This is a genomic window from Streptomyces sp. NPDC032198 (assembly GCF_040636975.1).
Lineage (GTDB): Bacteria > Actinomycetota > Actinomycetes > Streptomycetales > Streptomycetaceae > Streptomyces.
Map to the genome: position 1 here is coordinate 156808 of NZ_JBEZVL010000014.1, position 20622 is coordinate 177429.

Sequence of the window (20622 nt, forward strand, 5' to 3'; positions counted from 1 at the left end):
ACCGTGCGCCCAAGAATTCTGATCCCGCTGCTTGCCCTGCTGGCCGGGCTGCTCGCCGCTCCGGCGGCGGCGCACCCGGGCCCGGCTCCTGTGAAGGCGAAGGCGAAGTACGCGGGCTACCTGTTCAGTTACTTCACCGGCGAGGGCACCGCGGACGGCGAGCAGATCCGCATGGCCCTCAGCCGCGGCAACGACCCCACGCGGTACCAGGAGTTGAACGGCGGCAAGCCCGTCCTGACCTCGCAGCTCGGCACGAAGGGCCTGCGCGACCCGTTCATCATCCGCTCCCCGAAGGGCGACAAGTTCTATCAGATCGCCACCGATCTGCGGATGTACGGGGGAAGCGGCGGCAGCTGGGACCAGGTGCAGCGCACCGGCAGCAAGTCCATCATGGTGTGGGAGTCCACCGACCTGGTCCACTGGACCGACCAGCGCCTGGTGAAGGTCGCCCCGGACACGGCCGGCAACACCTGGGCTCCGGAGGCCTATTACGACGAGGAACTGAAGGCGTACGTCGTCTTCTGGGCCTCCAAGGTCTACGGCGCCGACGACCCGGACCACACAGGATCGACGTACAACAAGATGCTGTACGCGACGACGAAGGACTTCCGCACCTTCGGCAAGCCCAAGGTGTGGAACGACCCGGGCTATTCGGTGATCGACTCCACGGTGGTCAAGGACGGCCGTGACTACTACCGCTTCACCAAGGACGAGCGGGATCCCGCCTCCGGCACCCCCTGCTCGAAGTTCATCACCGCGGAGAGGTCCAGGAGCCTGACGGACACGTCGTACGACTTCGTGGCCGACTGCATCGGCAAGGGCGTGATCGACCGGGGTGAGGGGCCCGCGGTCTTCAGATCCAACACCGGGGACAAGTGGTACATGCTCATCGACGAGTTCGGCGGGCGCGGCTACGTCCTCTTCGAGACGACGGATCTCGCGTCGGGCAAGTGGACCGAGACGAAGAACGCCGGCCTGCCCGCGGGCGCCCGGCACGGCACGGTCCTGCCGGTGACCCAGGCCGAGTACGACCGGTTGCTGGGCACGTGAGCACCTGACACAGCAGTGCGGCACGGCCCGGGGGGGGTCGTGCCGCACTACTGTGTGCCGTTACTTGTAGCTGATGTCCGCAGCCGTGAACTTGCAGTACTTGCCGTCGGGGCCCGTGCCCGTCTTGGGGGGCTCGGCACCGGTGTTGTTGCCGGTGAAGCGGTCGCAGGTGGCGATCTTCTTGTTGCTGTCGCCGTGGATGCGGATGTTGCGCAGCGCGGCCGTGTCGCCGTAGTTGGTGTTGATGCCGACGATCGACTTGCCGGGGGCGGTGATGTCGACGTCGTTCACGATGATGTTCCGCTGGTACTGCTTGGAGCAGTTGCCGCAGGCGCGCACCAGCTTGCCGAAGTCGGAGACCTGGAACTTCGTGACGACGAGCTTGCCCGCGCCGTTGAACTGGAAGACCTTGTCGTCGGCCTTCTTCGCGCCGCCGCCGTAGACGGTGTAGGTCGAGCCCGCCGACGTTCCCTTGAAGGTGGCCGCGTCCTCGCCGACGTCCTCCCACCACACGTTCCGCAGCGTGCAGCTGCCCTGGCAGTGGACTCCGTCCGCGGCCGGCGAGCCGAGGATGACGTTCTTGAGGACCGCGCCGTCCTTCAGCGTGAAGATCGGGTCCTGGCCCTCGTCCTGGCCGTCGCCGCCCAGGTCTCCGGTGCCGTAGTGGCGCTTGAGGCCACCGTCGTAGGTGCCGGACACCTCGATGGTCTTCGACGTCGGCTTCTCGCCCTTCGCCTGGGGCCAGGCAGTGGCCGCGCCTGCGGTCGACATCATCGTGCTGGTGAGGAGGGCGGCGGCGGTCATGCCGAGCGCGGCGACGCCGCCTATGACGGCACGGCGCTTGGTGAGGCCTCGGCGATGACGGACGCGCTTGTTCGCTCGTGGGGTCATGTTCCCGGATCATTCCTTCGGTGGTGAACGGCTTACATGTCCTTGTCGCCGCCGCTCGCCGAAGGGTTGCCGCTCGGATCCGGCCAATCCGCCACCGTGCGGAACGTGAAGGCGCGATCGCTCCCCTCCGAGATGACCCGGACGCCGGCGCCCTCCCGTACGGCGCGGAAGACCACCGCGGGACGGCCCTGCAGATCGGGCACGGTGATCTCCGTGCCGTCCTCCGTGTCCGGCGTGACCAGGAGCGTGAGGTCCTGGAGCCAGTCGCCGTCGGGGCGCCGGTCGTCGGCGCCGAGCGGGAGCAGCGCGCCGGGGCGTACGTACAGGGGGAGGCTGTCGAAGCCGTGGGTCTCGCGCCGCCATCCCGGGCCCCGGACGGTCTCGCCGGTCAGGAGGTGGGTCCAGGTGCCTGCGGGCAGGTAGAACTCGACGTCCCCCTCGGCGGTGAAGACGGGGGCGACCAGGAGGTCGGGGCCGAGCATGTACTGGCGGTCCAGGGTGCGGCAGGCAGGGTCGTCGGGGAAGTCCAGGAGCATCGGGCGCATGACGGGGACGCCCGTGCGGTGGGCCTCGACGGCGGCCGCGTACAGATACGGCATGAGGCGGTGCTTGAGCCGGGTGAACTTGCGGGTCACGTCGACCGCTTCGTCGCCGAACGCCCACGGCACCCGGTACGAGACGTTGCCGTGCAGGCGGCTGTGTGTGGAGAGCAGGCCGAAGGCGAGCCAGCGCTTGAACACGGCGGGGTCCGGGGTGCCCTCGAAGCCTCCGATGTCGTGGCTCCAGAAGCCGAAGCCGGAGAGCGAGAGGGAGAGGCCGCCGCGCAGCGACTCGGCCATGGCACCGAGCGAGGCGTAGCAGTCGCCGCCCCAGTGCACCGGGAACTGCTGGCCGCCTGCCGTCGCGGAGCGGGCGAAGAGGACCGCGTCCCCCGGGCCGCGCTCCTTCTCCAGGAGTTCGAAGACCGTGCTGTTGTAGAGCTGCGCGTAGTAGTTGTGCATGCGCTCGGGGTCCGAGCCGTCGTGCCAGACGACGTCGGTGGGGACACGTTCGCCGAAGTCGGTCTTGAAGCAATCGACGCCCTGGTCGAGGAGAGTGCGCAGGTGGTCCGCGTACCACTGGCGTGCGGCCGGATTCGTGAAGTCCACGAGGGCCATGCCGGGCTGCCAGAGGTCCCACTGCCAGATGTCTCCGTTCGGCCGTCTCACGAGGTACCCCTCGGCCGCGGCCTCGGCGAAGAGCGCGGACTTCTGCGCGATGTACGGGTTGATCCACACGCTGACCTGCAGGCCGCGTTCGCGGAGCCTGCGCAGCATGCCCTCGGGGTCGGGGAAGACCTCCGGGTCCCAGCGGAAGTCGGTCCACTGGTATTCGCGCATCCAGAAGCAGTCGAAGTGGAAGACGCCGAGCGGGATGTCGCGCTCGGCCATGCCGTCGACGAAGGCCATGACGGTCTCCTCGTCGTAGGGCGTGCAGAAGGAGGTCGTCAGCCACAGGCCGAACGACCAGGCGGGCGGCAGCGCGGGACGCCCGGTGAGGGCGGTGTAGCGGCGCAGGACGTCCTTGGGCGTGGGTCCCGCGATGACGTAGTACTCGATCGACTGGTCCTCGACGCTGAACTGGACCTGGCCGACTGACTCGGAGCCGATCTCGTAGGAGACCTTGCCGGGGTGGTTGACGAAGACGCCGTAGCCGCGCGAGGAGAGGTGGAAGGGGATGTTCTTGTAGGCCTGCTCGCTGCTGGTGCCGCCGTCGGCCTGCCAGATCTCGACGTTCTGGCCGTTCTTGACATACGGGGTGAAGCGTTCGCCGAGGCCGTAGATGTACTCCCCCACGCTCAGAGCGAGTTGGCCGATCATGTGGTGGCTTCCGTCGGGCGCGGTGGCGAAGCCGGTGCCTCTGCGTTCGACGGCCGTCAGCCGCTGTCCGTCGGCGCCGAGGAATTCGAGGCCCCAGGGTTGGTCACTGTCCAGACGTACGGTGAGCGGGCCGCTGGTGAGTTCGGTGACGGTGCCCTCGCGGTGGAGCCTTCCCGCACCCTCGGTGGTGTTCAGGCCGAACTCCGGTCCGTGGGCGGCCTTTCCCGCGTGATGGGTCGCCCGGACACCGATCACGCCTTCGGCGGGCGAGAAGCATTCGACGGTGATGAGCGGGGTGTTGAGGGTGTCGCCGCGCTCGCGGACCCGGTGGACGGCCGCGTATGCGGTGAACCGCCCTGCGCCTTCCCTCACCTCGCGCACGTCGGTCGCGTACGAGGCGCGTACCCCGTCGCGCATCAGCCAGAAGCCGTCGGTGAACTTCATGCGGTCTCCTTCGGCCGGTCGGTGGCGCTGAAGGTGAGCCGTGCCAGCCGCAGGGGGCCGCGCAGCCGTACGCGCAGATCGCGCACCCCGGAGACGGTGAAGCCGGAGGCGTGCGGGGCGTAGTCGTAGACACCGCCGGTCGCGGGGACGGTGATGGTGGTGGCGGTGCTGCCCGAGATGAGGTCGACGGCGCCTCCGCCCGCCACCTCGACCGCGACGCTGCGGACACCGTGTTCGCCGTCGCCGAAGTCGCAGGCGCGGAAGAGCAGTTCACCGATGCCGCCGTCCTGTGGCCGTACGGCTTCTCCGGCCGTCCGGGAGTAGTCGACGATCTCGGTTCCGGTCTGTTCGTCGTAGCCGGTCGCCGCCAGACCCGCCCTCCGCACCGGCCTCGCGGCGATCGGGGCGCCCTCGACGTCGAGGGTCGCGGACAGCCGGATGTCGGCGCTGGAGGCCCCGGCAAGAATCTCGTACGCGCCCGGCGCCACGGCCCAGCGGTCGTGGCGCACGTCCCAGAACCCGAGGTCGGCCACGGGTAGTGGGAACTCCAGGCGGCGGGAGTCTCCGGCCGCGAGGTGGACGCGGCGGTGCGCGGCGAGCCGGCGGTGCGGCAGGGCGAAGGCCGCCGCGGCGTCCCGAGGTGCCCGGGTGTAGAGCTGGGCCACCTCGTCCGCGGCGACGGCCCCGGTGTTGGTGACGGTGAACGCGACGCGCAGCCCCTCCCCTTCGCGTGCGGCCACCAGGTCCTCGTACGCGAAGGAGGAGTAGCCGAGGCCGTGCCCGAAGGGGTAGAGCGGGGCGCCGTCGAAGTAGAGGTAGGTCTGCCGGGAGCCGATGATGTCGTAGTCGAACAGGTCCGGGAGGTCGCTGTCGGCGGCGTACCAGGTCTGTGGGAGGCGTCCTGCCGGGGAGACGTCACCCGCGAGGACCCGGGCGAGCGCGGTGCCCGCGGCCTGTCCGCCGTGCGCGGTCCACAGCAGCGCGGGGAGCTGGTGGTGGGCGTCGGTGACCGCGTAGGGGTAGGCGGAGACCAGGGCCAGCGCGGTGCGGGGGTTGGCGGCCCGGGCCGCGCGCCACAGCCGGTCCTGGTGGAGCGGCAGGGCGAGCGTGCCGCGGTCCTCGGTCTCGCGGCCGTTGATGTGGGGGTCGTTCCCGGCGACGACGATCACCGCGTCGGCCTCCGCCGCGGCCCGGGCCACGGCGTCCTCGCCGCGTTCCAGGACGTCGACGGTGAAGACCTCCGGCTCGTCGGCAACCTTCACGCCGTCGGCGGCGACAGAGACGTATCCACCCGTCCCCCTGTGCTCGATGAGGTACCCGTCCCCGTGGCCGACCAGCGCGAACGTCTCCTGTACGACCCAGCCGCCGGGCTGGTCCGCCGACGCGCGCACGAAGCCGTCGTCGGCCACCGAGAGATAGCGGCCGTCGGGGGCGCGCAGCGTCCACGTGTCGTCCCCCCAATCGACGAGGGCGAACTCGGCGGGCTCGGGGCCGCAGGTCAGCGGCGCCAGGTCGGTGCGGCCCGCGAGCAGCGCGGGGTCCAGTGCGATCTCGGCGTCCCGGGCCCGGCCGTCGTCCTCGGAGTGCGGCACCTGGAGCCATCCGGCCGCGCACTTCAGGCGTACCCGGTCCGCGCCTTCGGCGAAGGTGACGTGGTCGGTACCGAATCGCTCGCGCAGTCCGTCGAGAGGGGTGCTGCGGTGGATGAGGGTGCCGCTGTACCAGTCGGTCTTGCACGCGTCGGCGAGGAGTCCGACGACCGCGATCCGGGTGCCTTCGGGCAGCGGGAGCAGTCCGTCGTTCTTGAGCAGGACGATGGCCTGCTCGGCGGCCTCCTGGGCGAGCGCGCGGTGTGCGGGGGTGTCGAAGGCGTGCGATGCCGGGTCGGCGTACGGCCCCTGGCCGGGGTCGAACTCGCCGAGCCGGAAGCGGACGGACAGGTGACGGCGGGCCGCCGTGTCGATGTCCGCTTCGGTCACCAACCCCTGATCCAGGGCTCGTTGTATGCGCCCGGTGGTGATGCTCGCGTCCGTGCCGTGGTCGGTGAAGCTGTCCACGCCCGCGATGAGCGCCGCCGCGGTGGCCTCCTCGTGGGTGTCGAAGTACTTCTCGGAGTCCACGAGGTTGCTCGGCGCGCCCGCGTCGGAGCAGACGAGCAGTTCCTGGCCGGTCCAGGTGCGCAGGTGCTCGCGCAGATAGGGCGAGAGGTGGTTGGGGCGGCCGTTGACCAGGTTGTACGCGGGCATCACCCCGGCCACGGCGCCCTCCTCGACGGCGGCGCGGAAGGCCCGCAGGTCGTACTCGTGCAGGACGCGCGGGCGCACGGAGGCCGACGACGTGTCCCGGTGCGTCTCGTTGTTGTGCGCAAGCCAGTGCTTGAGCACGGGCGCGGTGCGCCAGTGGTCCGGATGGTCGCCGCGCAGGCCCCGGGTGTACGCGACGGCGATCGCGGAGGTCAGCCGGGGGTCCTCCGAGTAGCCCTCCTCGTTCCTGCCCCACAGCGGGTGGCGCAGGAGGTTGACCGTGGGCGCCCAGACGTTGAGGCCGACGCGGTCGTCCCGTGCGCGCATGGCGCGCGCCTCGGTGGCGACGGCCTCGCCGACGCGGCGGACGAGATCGTCGTTCCAGGTGGCGCCGAGGCCGACGGCCTGCGGGAAGACGGTGGCGGGGCCCATCCAGGCGACGCCGTGCAGGGCTTCCTGTCCGGTGCGGAACGGGGCGATGCCGAGCCGTTCGACGCCCGGCGTGAACTGGTGCAGGAGCGCGACGCGTTCGGTGGGCGTCAGGCGGCACAGCAGGTCGTCCACGCGCTGGTCCAGGGGCAGTTCGGGGTCGTGGAAGGGCAGTGGTTCCGGGTCGCGGAGCGGTGGCGGGCTTGCGGTCACGTGCGGATCCCCTTGACGAGCGGCGGGCGACGGGCGACGAACAGCGTGCGGCGGGCGCTGAGGAGCGATGCATTCTTCGAAGCGCTTCGATGCTCTGTGCCGCTCAGGGTTCATGTCAAGGAGAGGAACGCGAGGTCCCCGCGATCCAGGCCCAGTTGGCGTTTTCGCGCAACCTCCGGGCCGCCGCGAGTAATTCAGAACCGAGTCTTGTGAGGACCCATGCCTTCACTTAACCTCGCAGCAACATCGAAGCGCTTCGAATGCCGACCGGCGGTGACCGCCGTGTGTCCGGGCACGCGCCACGAAGGGTTGACGCCATGACGCCGAACTCCCCCTCCGACAGCTCCCGTTCGAGCCGGAGATCTTTCCTCGCCTCCTCGGGTCTGGCGGCGCTCGCCGTGGCCGGCGGGGCGCCACTGCTCGCGGCCTGCGGGGGCAGCGGGTCGAAGAACGAGGGCACCACGACGGGCAAGCAGCTCAAGGACCTGCTCCCGGCGTATGCCGCGTCGGACCTGGCGAGCCCGGACATCCCCGCCAAGAACGGTTCCGCGGCAGGCTTCACCAAGGCCCTGCCCGCGTCCGAGCTGAAGGTGTCGGTGCCTCGGAAGCTGGGCAAGGGCGGGGAGTTCACCGTCATGGCGCCGATCTGGGGGAACGTCCCCAAGCAGGGCAATCCCTACTGGACGGCGATGGACAAGGCCGCCGGTGTCCGCGTCAAGTGGCAGAACCAGCAGGGCGACACGTACGGCCAGAAGCTGGGCGCCGTCCTCGCGTCCAGCGGTGTGCCGGACGCCGTGGTCGTGCCCGGCTGGGAGTTGAACGGCAAGATACCGAGCGCCATCGCCAACAAGTTCGCCGACCTCGGCCCGTACCTGAGCGGCGACAAGGTCAAGGATTACCCGAACCTCGCGGCGATCCCGAGCGGCGCCTGGCAGCGCTCCATCTTCGGCGGCAAGCTGCGCGGCCTGCCGATGCCCTCCGCCACCACGCCGAACATCGCGCCGTTCTACCGCACCGACCTCTTCGAGAAGGAGGGGCTCGAAGCGCCCACGAGCGCGCAGGAGTTCTACGACCTGTGCAAGGAGCTCAACGCCCCCAAGAGCAGGGTGTGGGCGTGCGGCGACATGACCTGGGCGGCCTGGAACATCTTCGGCGTACTGCCGGAGAAGCCGTACTACTGGAAGCTCGTCGACGGCAAGCTCGTCAACCGCTACGAGAGCGACGAGCACCTGGAAGCACTCGAGTGGTCGCGCAAGCTCTACTCGGCGGGCTTCGTCCACCCCGACGCGAAGGCCGAGACGGGCAACATCGGCGACCTGTGCGCGGCGGGCAAGGTCTGGATGTACTGCCAGGACCTGTCCGACTGGTACGGCAAGACGGCCGTGCAGCGCGTGGACAACAAGAGGTTTCGCATGGAGGCGTTCGACTACTTCGCCCCCGACGGCGGCGCGCCCACGATGTACGGGCGTCCGCCCGCCGACATCTGGACGTTCATCAGCGAGAAGGCCGACGAGACGACCGTCCGCGACATCCTCGCCCTCGCCAACTACACGGCCGCTCCCTACGGTTCGAAGGAGCAGCGGCTTCGCATGTACGGCGTCGAGGGCGTGCACCACACGTTCAAGGACGGCGTCCTCACCAAGAACGGCAAGGGAAACAACGAGGTCTTCTCGACGTACGAGTACCTGGCGTCACCCGCGCCCTTCGTCGCCTACCCCGATCTGCCGGACGTCACCGAGGGCATGGTCGGCTGGCAGCAGCGCCAGGGAGCGCACACGAAGAAGCCGCTCTTCCACGGCATGACGATCATCGAGCCGACGCGGTACACCGAACTGGACGCCGAGTTCGAGGACCTGGAGAAGGACATCGTGCGCGGCCGCAAGAAGGTCAGCGACATGCAGCGGGCGGCATCGGACTGGAAGTCGGGCGGCGGCGACAAACTGCGCGACTGGTACAAGAAGCTGCTCGACGAGACCGGGGCCTCCGGCGACTCGGCGTCCTGACATGGCCCAGAGCACGAGTCACGCGCGCGACACCGCCTCGCGGACAGCGCCGCCCGCGGCGCCCGCCGAACACCCGCCCCGTACGAAGAAGGCCGCGGCCCGCGTCCCGCTGCGGCACCGTCTTCGCCGCGACCGCGTACTGCTCCTGATGGTGCTGCCCGCGCTGCTGCTCCTCTTCGTCTTCAACTACGTGCCGCTGATCGGCAACGTCGTCGCCTTCCAGGACTACGACCCCTACATCGCCGACAACGCGTTCCAGGCGATGACGCAGAGCCCCTGGATCGGTGTCGAGCACTTCCGGCACATGGCCGAGGACCGGCTGTTCTGGCAGGCGGTCAGGAACACCTTCGCGATCTTCGCGATCCAGCTGACCCTGTTCTTCCCGCTGCCGATCGCGCTCGCGCTGTTCGTCAACAGCTTCGTGCGTCCCCGGGTGCGGGCGGTCGCGCAGGCGATCCTCTATCTGCCGCACTTCTTCTCCTGGGTCCTCGTCATCACGGTCTTCCAGCAGATGTTCGGCGGGGCGGGGCTCGTCGCGCAGGTCCTGCGGGACCACGGGCACGAGGGCTTCGACCTGATGACCGACCCGGGCCTGTTCAAGTTCCTGGTCACCTTCGAGATGGTCTGGAAGGACGCGGGCTGGGGCGTCATCGTCTTCCTCGCCGCGCTCGCCGCCGTCAGCCCGGACCTGTACGAGGCCTCGGCGATGGACGGCGCGAACCGCTGGCGGCGCATGTGGCACATCCAGCTGCCCGCGCTGCGACCGGTGGTGGCGCTGCTCCTCGTGCTCCAGGTCGGCAACGCGCTCACGGTCGGCTTCGAACAGATCCTGCTCCAGCGGACCGCCGTGGGCCCCACTGCCTCCGAGGTCCTTGACACCTATGTGTGGAACACCGGCCTGGACAACGGCAACTTCGGCTACGGCGCCGCGATCGGCATCGTCAAGGGCGTCTTCGGCCTCCTGATGGTGCTCGGCGCCAACAAGGCCGCCCACCTCATGGGCGAGCAGGGGGTGTACAAGCGATGAAGCCAAGTGACGCACGAGCGCCGGGCCTGCTCAGCTTCGGCATCAGGCCGGGCAGCCGCACCGGTCTGCGCCCGGTGTGGGAGGAGCCCCCGACCCGGGCGGGACTCGCGACCAAGGGCGTGACCCTGACCCTGGTCTGTCTGGCGGTCGTCTTCCCGGTGTGGGTGGTGGTCGTCACCAGCCTCTCCTCGGTCGCCACCATCACCGAGACGGGCGGCCTGGTGGTGATCCCGCGGGGCGTCACCTTCGTCCACTACCAGGAGCTGCTCGGCGGCGGCCAGGTGTCACGGGCCACGCTGGTCAGCGTGGGCGTCACGGTCGTCGGCACGCTCTTCAGCATGGTGGTGTCCGTCCTGTGCGCGTACGGTCTCTCGCGGCCGGGATCGGTCCTGCACCGCCCGATCCTGCTGGTGATCGTCGCCACGATGTTCTTCGGCGCCGGGCTCATCCCCACCTATCTGGTGGTGCAGGGCATCGGCCTCACGGACACCTATCTGTCGCTGATCCTGCCGAGCGCCCTGAACGTCTTCAACATCCTCGTCCTGCGGGCGTTCTTCATGGGCACGGCACAGGAGCTGATCGAGAGCGCCCGCATCGATGGCGCCGGCGACCTGCGCATCCTGTGGCGGATCGTGATGCCCCTCTCCCGCGCGGTGATCGCGGTCATCACCCTCTTCTACGCGGTGGGCTACTGGAGCGCGTGGTTCAACGCCTCCATCTACCTCAGCGACCCGGACATGATGCCGCTGCAGAACGTCATGCAGCAGCTGGTGATCAAACAGCAGAAGCCGACGGGCCTGGCCCAGGCGATCAACACCGGGCACCTGTCGCCGCTCGCCATCCAGATGGCCGTGATGGTCCTCGCGCTCCTGCCGGTCGCCGTCCTCTCGCCGTTCGTGCAGCGGCATTTCAAGCAGGGCATGCTCACCGGCGCAGTGAAGGGCTGACCCCACCGATGCCTTCCCTCGACGACACCACCCGCGGCCGGATCCTGTTCGGCGGCGACTACAACCCCGAGCAGTGGCCCGAGGAGGTCTGGCTAGACGACGTACGCCTGATGCGCGAGGCCTCGGTCAACTCCGTCACCGTCGGGGTCTTCTCCTGGGCGCGGCTCGAACCACGGCCCGGCAAGCGGGAGTTCGGCTGGCTGGACCGACTCCTTGATCTGCTGCACGAGGCCGGCATCGGTGTCGTCCTGGCCACGCCGACCTCCGCTCCCCCGCCCTGGCTGGGGCGGCTGCACCCGGAGACGCTGCCACGGGACGAGAACGGGCAGGTGGAGTGGTGGGGCTCGCGCCAGCATTTCGCACACTCCAGTGCCGTCTACCGCAGGTTCGCCGCCGCCATCACAGAGGATCTGGCGGCCCGGTACGCGCACCACCCCGCGCTCACGATGTGGCACATCAACAACGAGTACTGCACCTACGACTGGGGCGACGAGGCCGCGGTCGCGTTCCGCCGCTGGCTGCGGGCGAAGTACCCCTCGATCGGCGCGCTCAACTCGGCCTGGGGCAGCGCCTTCTGGGGGCAGGGCTACGACAACTGGGCGGAGATCCTGCCGCCGCGGCGCGCCCACTACCTGAAGAACCCCGCCCAGGTCCTCGACTTCAAACGCTTCACGTCCGACGCCCTGCTGGAGTGCTTCCGCGCCGAGCGGGACATCGTCAGCGCGCACAGCCCGCACCTGCCGGTCACCACCAACTTCATGCCGCTGTGGTCGGGGCAGGACGCCTGGACATGGGCCGCGCAGGAGGACGTCGTATCCGTCGACCTCTACCCCGACCCGAGGGATCCGCTGGGAGCCCAACAGGGCGCCTTGGTGCAGGACATGACGCGTTCCCAGGCGCGCGGCGGTCCGTGGATGCTGATGGAGCAGGCGGCGGGCCCGGTCAACTGGCGCGGCGTGAACCACCCCAAGCCGCGTGGCCTGAACCGACTCTGGTCCTGGCAGGCGGTGGCGCGCGGCGCGGACGCCGTCTGCTACTTCCAGTGGCGCCAGTCCCGGCAGGGCGCGGAGAAGTTCCACTCCGGGATGCTGAGCCACGCGGGGGAACAGGGCCGCACCTTCCAGGAGATCAAGGAGCTGGGCGCCGAACTGGCCCTGGTGGGACCCGAGATCAGCGGCACCCGCGTCACGGCCGATGTGGCCGTCCTGCACGACTGGGACTCCTGGTGGGCGAGCGGACAGGAGGGCCGGCCCTCCGCCCTGGTCGACCACGCGGAGGTTCTCGGCGCCTGGCACCGCGCCCTGTGGGAGGCGAACACCCCCGTCGACTTCGCCCACCCGGAGCACGACCTGTCCTCGTACCGCATGGTCGCCGTCCCGCACCTCTACCTCCTCACCGACGCCGCGATCGACAACCTCCTGTCGTACGTGCGCGACGGGGGCACCCTCGTCTGCGGTTTCCTCACCGGAGTGGCCGACGCGGACGACCGGGTGCGGCCCGGCGGCATGGACGCCCGGCTGCGCGCGCTGTTCGGCATCCGCACCGTGCACGAGTGGTGGCCGCTGGAGGCCGGGGAGCGCGTGGACTGCGGGGAGTTCACCGGCACGCTCTGGTCGGAGGAGCTGCAGGCCGACGACAGTGCCGAGACGGTGGCCGCCTACCGGGGCGGCGAGCTCGACGGGCTGCCCGCGCTGCTGCGCCACGAGCGCGCCTGGTATCTGTCCACGCTCCCCGAGCCCGCGGCCCTGCGCGACCTGCTCGCGCGCGTGGCCGCCGAAGCAGGCGTACGGCCTCCGCTCGCAGGCCTCCCCCGCGGAGTGGAGGCCGTACGCCGCGGCGCTCTCCTGTTCCTCCTGCACCACGGCCGCGAGCAGGTGACCGTGCCCGTCCCCGGCAGGCACCTCGATCTGCTGACCGGCACATCGGTCGAGGGTGCGATCACCCTCGGCCGCCACGGTGTGGCCGTGCTGCGCCACGCCACCGACGACCGCGAGCCCACCCCGGGCCCGCGGGATCCCTCCCCCCACCCTGGAGACGACACATGACACGACACGTGACACGCCACCCCCGCCGCACCCTGACCCGCCTGCTGCTCGCCCCCGCCCTGGTGGCGGGCGCGACCCTCGGCCTCGCCTCCGCCCCCGCGCAGGCCGCCGTCTGGAGCTCCTGCGACCAGTGGGGCAACACCTCCCTGAACGGCTACACCCTCTACAACAACATCTGGGGCTCCGGAGCGGGCAGCCAGTGCATCTCGGCGGACTCCGGCACCAAGTGGAGCGTGCACGCCAACCACCCCAACACCAGCGGGATCAAGTCCTACCCCAACTCCACGAAGGTCATCGGCAAGCCGGTCGACTCACTGTCCTCGCTGAAGAGCGCCTACAACGTCAAGGTGCCTTCGGCGGGCGACTACAACTCCTCGTACGACATCTGGGACACCGACCACGACTACGAGATCATGCTCTGGGTCAACTACAACGGGAACGTCGGACCCCTCGGCACCGCCCAGGGCACCGTCAGCCTCGGCGGTCACACCTGGGCGGTCTACAAGGGCACCAACGGCGCCAACGAGGTGTTCTCGTTCCTGCGCACCTCCGACTCCTCGTCCGGGACGGTCGACATCCTCCCGATCCTCAAGTGGATCAAGAACACCAAGGGCTGGATGGGCAACGAGACCATCGGCGACGTGCAGTTCGGCTACGAGATCAGCGGCGCGGCCGGAGGCCTGGACTTCACCACCAACTCCCTGACCGTGTCGGGCGGTTAGCCGGGCAGCTCGTCGCCGACCAGGGCGAGGTTCTGGATGGCGGCGAGCCCGAAGAGCGCGGTCTCGTTGGTGTTGATCCGCAGGTTCTCGTAGCCGGGCTCCAGGGCGGCCGGACCCTCCAGGTCGGTCTTCGCCCAGCTCATCGTCCTGGTGTAACCGTCGCTGTCCTGGAACTTCCGCCAGGCGCGCGCCGCGAGCTTCTCGTCCTTCGACCGGGCGGCGGCGTACGCGTCCTGGCGGGAGTGCCCCTGGAAGAGCAGCAGGCTGCCGAAGTCCTTGCCGTAGCGCTCCTTCTGCTCGGCCTTGGTGGCGTTGAAGTAGCGGCAGTAGTCCAGCCACGCCTCCTCGAACTTCGGCTGGTCGACGAGGCCGATGAGCTCGGCGCACATCTCGACCAGGCCGAACATCGCGGAGAGGTGGGAGACGTTCACGGCGGGCTCGGCGGCCACCGCGAACTTTCCGGTGTCCAGGTCGTACAGGCCGCTGCCCTGGACGAAGCCGTTGGGCTGGGCGGCGATGGTCTCCATGGTGGAGCGCAGGCGGGCCTCGGCCTTGGCCGCCTTGGGGCCGCCGCGTTCCCATTCGGTGAGCCAGGCCGCGGCGAGGCCGCTCCAGTCGGTGCCGAAGCCGATGGACAGGGCGTTGCGGTCGGGCTCGTACGGCTCGGTGCGGATCTTGCGCAGGGGGTCGAGGACGAGGAACGTCTCGTCGGAGTCGACCAGGGCGTGCATCAGGTCGCCGACGCGCTCGTCGGCGGTGAGGAAGTAGTAGGGGCGGCGGTAGACGGCCGTGGAGATGCGCTGCTGCTTGGCGCTGTCCGCGAAGTGCTGCACGCCGTGCCGGGTGCCGAGGCCCGCCCATTTTCCGAGGTGGTAGGAGTCGACCTCGCCGGTGTGGCGGGTCATGGCCTCGGCGAAACGGAAGATGTCGGCGCGGCCCGAGCGCAGGTAGGCGTACCAGAGCCACAGGTCGGGTGAGAGCTCGGAGTTGTCCCAGGCGTAGCCGCCGACGTCGTACCGCCACTGGTGCCGGTCCTCGTCATAGGTGTGCATGATGTCGCCGTAGTCCCAGAAGCCGTACCAGCGGCGCTGCTGGGCCTGGTCCTTGTAGTAGGCGAAGAGGAAGTCGAGGTGGTCCTCGATCGTCGCCTTGGCGGGCGTGGAGCGGTCGACGGGCGAGAAGAGACCGCCGAAGACGCCCGCCCGCACCATATGGGCCGGTTCGGCGGCCAGTTGGGGCGGGGTGCGGACGGCGGCGGCCTGGTCGACGAGGGTGGCGGCGGTCGGGGTGGCGGCGTTCGCCCAGAACATCAGCTCGCTGGTGCGGGCGATGCCGTACGGCGTCCCGAAGCCGGGTTCGTAGTCCTCGTAGGTGATGTTGAGGCCCTCGATCTGCTCGGGGTAGGTGTCCTGTCCCATGCCGTCGTGGTACGTGCGCAGGTCCATCGGCTGGGCCTCCGGCGACCAGAGCCAGAGCGTGACCTCGGCCGTGTCACCGGCGGCGCCCCGTATGTCGAGCTGGGCGGGGTGCTTCTCCCAGAAGTCCCGAAGCCCGAACGAGAACCCGCCGCCGGCCCCGCCGACGTACCCGAATCCGGTCGCCCGGCCGCCGCCTCCGGCCGTGATCCAGGTGTGCCCCGGCTTGGTCCGCTTGCGCAGGGTGAAGCCGTCGGCGGAGAGCTGGGCGAGGGTGTAGTCCCCCCAGGTGGGGATGTACTGCAGCCGGGTGGTGACCCGCTGGTCCCAGGTCGCCGGGTCCGGCAGCTTCTCGCCCTTGACCTGGGCGGCGCGGATCGCGGCGCCGGGGTCGCGGCGCAGTCCTGTGATGCCCTTGACCGCCTCGGTCAGGAATCCCTTGCCCTCGCCGGCGATACGGATGTGCCGGTCGTACGCCGCGTCGCGCATCGGCACGCTGAAGCGGACCCCCAGGCCGCGGATGAAGTCCTTCTTCGCGTCGCCGTCGTACGTGATGGTGTGCACCATGCGGAAGGAGTCGGCGCCCGCGTAGAAGTAGAGGCGCACGCTGAAGGGCAGCCAGCTGCGGCTTCCCTTGCGGTGCTTGCCGTCGATGCGGACCACGGCGCGCACCGGCCCGTCCTGCTCGACCTTCGCGCCGCTGATCTCGCCGTCGAACCGTTCCCACTTGGCGTTGCCGTGGTCGCCGTCGTCGAGGTCTCCCTGGCGGAGCAGCACGAGCTTCCCGTCGGCGGCGATCTGCACGCCGTCGCGGGTGACGGACTCGACGAGCCGCTCGCCGTCCTTGGAGATGACGGCCTTGATGACGCCGGTGTCGACGGTGATCGCCCGGCGGGTGTCGGTGACGGTGACCTCCTTGCCCTGGGCAGGTGTGCCGGGCCCGAGGCGGAACGTGTCGGTGTCCGCGGCCTCCGGTCCCACCGCGTGTGCGGTCCACTTCACCGAGCCGTCGGGCCAGTGGGCGGTGGTCCAGGTCTGTACGGGGACGTCCTTGCCGTCAGCGGTGGCGAGGGCGAACTCCTGCCCGGCGGGGTGGGCGCCCTTGGGCCACGGGACGCCGAAGGTGGACCCCGGCGCGGCGCCGAGCCCGCCCTTCTCCAGCCAGCCGATGCCGACGGGGCCGTCGTCCGCCGCCGCACGGGGAGCCGCTTCGGCATCACGGTGGCCGAGCACCCAGCTGAACTGTGCGGCGGCACCGGCCACGGCGGCGGCCTTGAGCAGGGACCTGCGGGGGATCGGAGGCATCTTGATCCTTTCCATTGCATGGGCATGACAGAGGGAGACATGCGGTGCAGAGGGCACCGGCATCAGGGGTGCCGACGTCAGGCCGCCGTGCCGCGCCGTTCGACGGCCAGTGCCGCCGCCGCGACCATCCCCAGGGCGGGTGCCGCGAGCGGCAGGGCGAACCACGCGGACGCCACGACCACGGCGAACCCGCACACGATCACCAGCGAACCGGCGGGATCCCACAGCGTGCGGCGCACCGCCCCGGTCAGCAGCGCGCGCCACGACGCGTCGGGCCGCCAGACCGCGGCCGCCCGCAGCCCGGCCACGACCAGGACGAACAGGGCGAGCACCCCGACCGCGCCGACGAACGTGCCGCCGGGAAGCCCCGCCCGCACGAACGCGATGTCGGCGAGGAGCAGGGCCAGCGCCGCCCAGCCTCCGAGGCCCACCAGCCAGCCGCGCCGTACCGCCGCCCGCAGATCGGCGGTGAACTCCCGCCAGCCGGAGGTCTCCTGGGACAGATGCCGGTCGAGGTGGCGGGACCCTGCCGCGAAGGCCGCGGGCAGGGTGACCAGGGGCAGGGCGGCGAGTGCGATCCACACCCCGGTCAGCAGGCATTCGGCGAAGGCGCCGAAACGGTCCATGAAGACGGACTTCTTCACGCGGCCTCAGCCTTTCAGACCGGAGGTCGCCATACCGTCGATCAGGTACCGCTGGAAGGCCAGGAAGAACGCGAGCACGGGCAGCAGCGCGACGAGGGACATGGCGATCATGCCGCCGTAGTTGGCCAGGCCCTCCTGGTCGACGAACATCTTCAAGCCGAGCGAGACGGTGTACTTCGAGGGGTCGTTGAGATAGATCAGCGGTCCCATGAAGTCGTTCCAGGAGTTGATGAAGGTGAAGATCGCGCTGGTGATCAGCGCCGGCCTGCACAGCGGAAGGACGATCGACCAGTAGATCCGCAGGTGTCCGCAGCCGTCGAGCCGCGCCGCCTCGTCGAGTTCCTTGGGCAGGTTCCGCATGAACTGCACCATGAGGAAGACGAAGAAGGCGTCGACCGCCAGATACTTGCCGAGCAGCAGCGGCGTATAGGTGTTGATCAGGCCCATCTTCTGGAACAGGACGTACTGCGGGATCAGGAGCACGTGGTACGGAAGCAGCAGGGTGCCGATCATCAGCGCGAACAGGAGGTTGCGACCCGCGAACCTGATCCGCGCGAAGGCGTACCCCGCGAGGGAACAGGAGATCAGCACGCCCAGCACCGAACCGAGCGCCAGGAAGAGGGAGTTGGAGAAGAAGGTGGAGATGGAGATGTCGGCGATGCCGTCGGCGAGTCCGGCGTAGTTCGAGACGATCGGATCGGTCGGGAACAGGTCGAGGCTTCCGACGATCTCGTCGTTCGGCTTGAACGAGCCGCCGATCGCCCAGATCACGGGGTAGAGGACCACGCCGAGGACCGCCAGGGACCCGATGTGCCAGGCCAGTGAACCGGCCCCGCGACGTCTGCTACGGGTGGTCGGGCTGGTGTGAGGGCCGCGTGCTGCGCTGCTCATCGGGATGCCTCCTCGTAGTGCACCCAGCGCTTCTGGGACCAGAAGAGGACCGCCGTCACCAGCGCCACCGCGAGCAGCAGCATCCAGGCCATGGCGGAGGCCAGGCCCATCCGGCTGTTCTCGAAGCCCTGGACGTAGAGATAGCAGGTGTAGACGAGCGATCCGTCGGCCGGACCGCAGGCGTTGCCGCCCGCGCCGCCGCCGACGATGTACGCCGAGGCGAAGATCTGGAAGGAGTGGATGGTCTCCAGGAGGACGTTGAAGAAGAGGACCGGGGAGATCATCGGCAGTGTGATGTTCCAGAACCGCCGCCAGGTGCCCGCGCCGTCGACCTCCGCCGCCTCGTACAGCTCGCGCGGCACCTGTTTCAGACCGGCCAGGAAGATGACCATGGGTGCGCCGAACTGCCAGACGGTGAGCGCGATCAGACTGTAGATGATCCACTGCGGGTCGCCGGTCCAGCCGCCGACGTCCATGCCGAAGACCGCCCGTTGCGTCCGGTCGACGATGGCATCGTCGGAGAAGATCGCCTTCCAGACGACGGCGATCGAGACGCTGGCGCCGATCAGGGACGGCGCGTAGAACGCGGCCCGGTAGAAGGCCTGTCCGCGCCGCTTCTGGTTGAGCAGCAGGGCCACGCCGAGGGCCGCGGCCAGCTTGAGCGGGGTGCCTACGACGACGTACCAGAGCGTCACCTCCACCGACTTGCGCCAGCGCGGGTCGCCGAACATCTCGGTGAAGTTGTCGAGGCCGATCCACTGGGGGGCGTCGAACAGGTTGTAGTCGGTGAACGCGAAGTAGAGCGAGGCGACCATCGGTCCGGCCGTGAGCAGCAGGAAGCCCGCGAGCCACGGCGACATGAAGAGGAACCCGGCGATGTTCTCGCCCCGCCGTCGGCGCCGGGCCGCCTCGGGGAGGCGCCTGCCGCGTGGCGGGCTCGCTTTCCCGGGCGTGGCCGGGGCCATGGATGTCTGTGGGGGCGCCGTCGTGCCGCCCATCAGGAACCGAGCGCGGTCTTGCACTCGGTGAAGAACTGCTTCACCGCTTCGTCCACCGACCGCTCCCCCATGGCCAGTTCCTCGGCGATCCGCAGGAACGCCGCCTCGCAGACGTCCGCGCCCGCAGGATGCGGCGTGATGGTCTCCAGGACACCGGCGTCGACGAGCTGCTCCTCGTACGCGGCGATCTCCTTGTTGACCTCGGCGATCACCTTGTCCTTCTCGTCGGCCGGCTTGTAGGCCTCGTACTGCGCGGTCGTGGTGGGCACCCCGCGGTCGTAGCCCATGACCTTGGCGACCTCTGGGTCGTGCACCATGAAGTCGATGAACTGCGCGACTTCCTTGGGATGTTGAGTGCGCTTGGAGCCGCTGAGCATGAGGGAGCCGAGGTACTGGCCGGTCTTCTTGCCGTCGGTGGTCGGGAGCGGCGCGAGACCGTACTGGCTCTTGCCCTCGGCGGTGTAGCGGACGGTGAAGTTGTCCCAGGTGAACTCGGAGGCCGCGATCTCGGCGGCCACGGCCGACTTGGGCTTGATCTGGGCGACCTTCTTCGGGTCGGCGTAGATCCCCGACTTCACCCCGGCATACCCCTTGGTCCACCACTCCTTGAGGTCCGCCTCATCGAAGCCGAGGCCGTCCTCGGTGAAGAAGGCCTTGCCCCGCTGGCGGAGGTAGGGGTCGTAGAGGTACATGACACCGTAGAGGCCGCTGTCACCCGCCCTGCCCCCCTTGTGGATCTTCTCCATCGCCGTGTGGAAGTCGTCCCACGTCCAGCCCATCTTGGGGGTGACCCCGGCCTTCTCGAAGACCGGCTTGTCGATCACCAGGGCCATGGAGTTGGAGCCGACCGGGACGCCGAGCAGCTTTCCGTCGACCTCGCCGAACGTGTCGAGTCCCGCGCGGAATCCGTCGAGGCGCAGATGGCCCGCCTTGGCCTGCGCGTGCAGGTCGAGCAGGACGTTGCGCTGGTCGTACTTGCGCAGGAAGCCGATCGCGTTCTGGAAGACGTCGGGCGGATTGCCGCCGGACGCCTGGGTGTTGAACTTCTTCCAGAAGTCGAGGTAGGGCTGGAAGTCCGTCTTCACCTTGATCTTCGGGTACTTCTTCTCGAAGAGCTCGATGGTCCGGTTGATCCGCTTGGCGCGGTCGTCGGAGCCCCACCACGCGTACCGGATGGTGACGGTTCCGTTCCCCGATCCGCTTCCGCCGCCGCAGCCCGCCGCGGTCAGTCCGAGGGCCGCCAACGAGCCGCCGGCCAGCTTCAACAGGCCGCGCCTGTCAACTTCCCCATTCGTCGGCACAGTTCGTCCTCCGTCACGCGATTGAATCGTTTTAGGAAAGCGCTTGCCGGGACAAGGTAGGGAGCCGGGCCGAGTACGTCAACGGTTCGGGCAGGAACGGTCGAAGCGCTTCGAGTCCGCGCGCCCCAACTCCGGTATCTCGAACGAATTTTCCTGCGCGAAACGTTGACGCGGGCCGGTCGGCGTCCTAGCTTC

The 20622-nt window shown here is 69.4% G+C and carries 13 protein-coding genes and 1 pseudogene; 6 read left to right on the plus strand and 8 right to left on the minus strand.

Annotated elements, in window-relative coordinates; genetic code table 11:
- Window positions 1-3: 3 nt before the first annotated feature.
- Window positions 4-1041, plus strand: a pseudogene (locus tag AB0E78_RS32595) (glycoside hydrolase family 43 protein); the annotation flags it as partial.
- A 69-nt stretch (window positions 1042-1110) separates the two neighbouring features.
- Here AB0E78_RS32595 and AB0E78_RS32600 read toward each other — a convergent pair.
- The 3 genes from AB0E78_RS32600 to AB0E78_RS32610 are packed head-to-tail and all read right to left on the minus strand — an operon-like array spanning window position 1111 to window position 7129.
- The gene (locus AB0E78_RS32600; RefSeq protein WP_361840224.1) at window positions 1111-1941 is read right to left on the minus strand and encodes a pectate lyase; all 831 of its coding nucleotides are present in this window, start codon (window positions 1939-1941) and stop codon (window positions 1111-1113) included.
- 32 nt (window positions 1942-1973) lie between these two features.
- Window positions 1974-4244, minus strand: a complete 2271-nt coding sequence (gene yicI, locus AB0E78_RS32605) for an alpha-xylosidase (protein ID WP_361840226.1) — start codon at window positions 4242-4244, stop codon at window positions 1974-1976.
- Complete coding sequence (locus AB0E78_RS32610) at window positions 4241-7129, minus strand: glycoside hydrolase family 3 C-terminal domain-containing protein (protein ID WP_361840229.1); 2889 nt, start codon at window positions 7127-7129, stop codon at window positions 4241-4243. Before AB0E78_RS32610 ends, yicI begins: the two co-directional genes overlap by 4 nt.
- A 317-nt stretch (window positions 7130-7446) precedes the next feature.
- On the opposite strand from AB0E78_RS32610, the gene AB0E78_RS32615 reads away from it, so the two are divergent.
- The 5 genes from AB0E78_RS32615 to AB0E78_RS32635 are packed head-to-tail and all read left to right on the plus strand — an operon-like array spanning window position 7447 to window position 13873.
- Window positions 7447-9132: an extracellular solute-binding protein gene (locus tag AB0E78_RS32615; protein WP_361840232.1), complete on the plus strand. Its 1686-nt coding sequence runs from the start codon at window positions 7447-7449 to the stop codon at window positions 9130-9132.
- Between the two features lies 1 nt (window position 9133).
- The gene (locus AB0E78_RS32620) at window positions 9134-10159 is read left to right on the plus strand and encodes an ABC transporter permease subunit (RefSeq protein WP_361840234.1); all 1026 of its coding nucleotides are present in this window, start codon (window positions 9134-9136) and stop codon (window positions 10157-10159) included.
- Complete coding sequence (locus AB0E78_RS32625; protein WP_361840236.1) at window positions 10156-11106, plus strand: carbohydrate ABC transporter permease; 951 nt, start codon at window positions 10156-10158, stop codon at window positions 11104-11106. The genes AB0E78_RS32620 and AB0E78_RS32625 overlap by 4 nt, the downstream gene beginning before the upstream one ends.
- Window positions 11107-11114: 8 nt before the next feature.
- Window positions 11115-13151, plus strand: coding sequence for a beta-galactosidase (locus AB0E78_RS32630; protein ID WP_361840238.1), 2037 nt, complete (start codon window positions 11115-11117; stop codon window positions 13149-13151).
- Window positions 13148-13873, plus strand: coding sequence for a hypothetical protein (locus AB0E78_RS32635; protein ID WP_361840241.1), 726 nt, complete (start codon window positions 13148-13150; stop codon window positions 13871-13873). The genes AB0E78_RS32630 and AB0E78_RS32635 overlap by 4 nt, the downstream gene beginning before the upstream one ends.
- Here AB0E78_RS32635 and AB0E78_RS32640 read toward each other — a convergent pair.
- The 5 genes from AB0E78_RS32640 to AB0E78_RS32660 form a co-directional block, all read right to left on the minus strand.
- Window positions 13870-16593, minus strand: coding sequence for a Tat pathway signal sequence domain protein (locus AB0E78_RS32640; RefSeq protein ID WP_361840243.1), 2724 nt, complete (start codon window positions 16591-16593; stop codon window positions 13870-13872). The two genes, AB0E78_RS32635 and AB0E78_RS32640, sit on opposite strands and share 4 nt — an antisense overlap.
- A 77-nt stretch (window positions 16594-16670) precedes the next feature.
- A complete protein-coding gene (locus tag AB0E78_RS32645) occupies window positions 16671-17219 on the minus strand; it encodes a hypothetical protein (protein ID WP_361840521.1) in 549 nt (182 codons plus the stop codon).
- Between the two features lie 24 nt (window positions 17220-17243).
- A complete protein-coding gene (locus AB0E78_RS32650) occupies window positions 17244-18128 on the minus strand; it encodes a carbohydrate ABC transporter permease (protein ID WP_361840246.1) in 885 nt (294 codons plus the stop codon).
- A complete protein-coding gene (locus tag AB0E78_RS32655) occupies window positions 18125-19126 on the minus strand; it encodes a sugar ABC transporter permease (RefSeq protein WP_361840524.1) in 1002 nt (333 codons plus the stop codon). The genes AB0E78_RS32650 and AB0E78_RS32655 overlap by 4 nt, the downstream gene beginning before the upstream one ends.
- Window positions 19126-20427, minus strand: a complete 1302-nt coding sequence (locus AB0E78_RS32660) for an extracellular solute-binding protein (RefSeq protein WP_361840249.1) — start codon at window positions 20425-20427, stop codon at window positions 19126-19128. The genes AB0E78_RS32655 and AB0E78_RS32660 overlap by 1 nt, the downstream gene beginning before the upstream one ends.
- Window positions 20428-20622 lie beyond the last annotated feature (195 nt).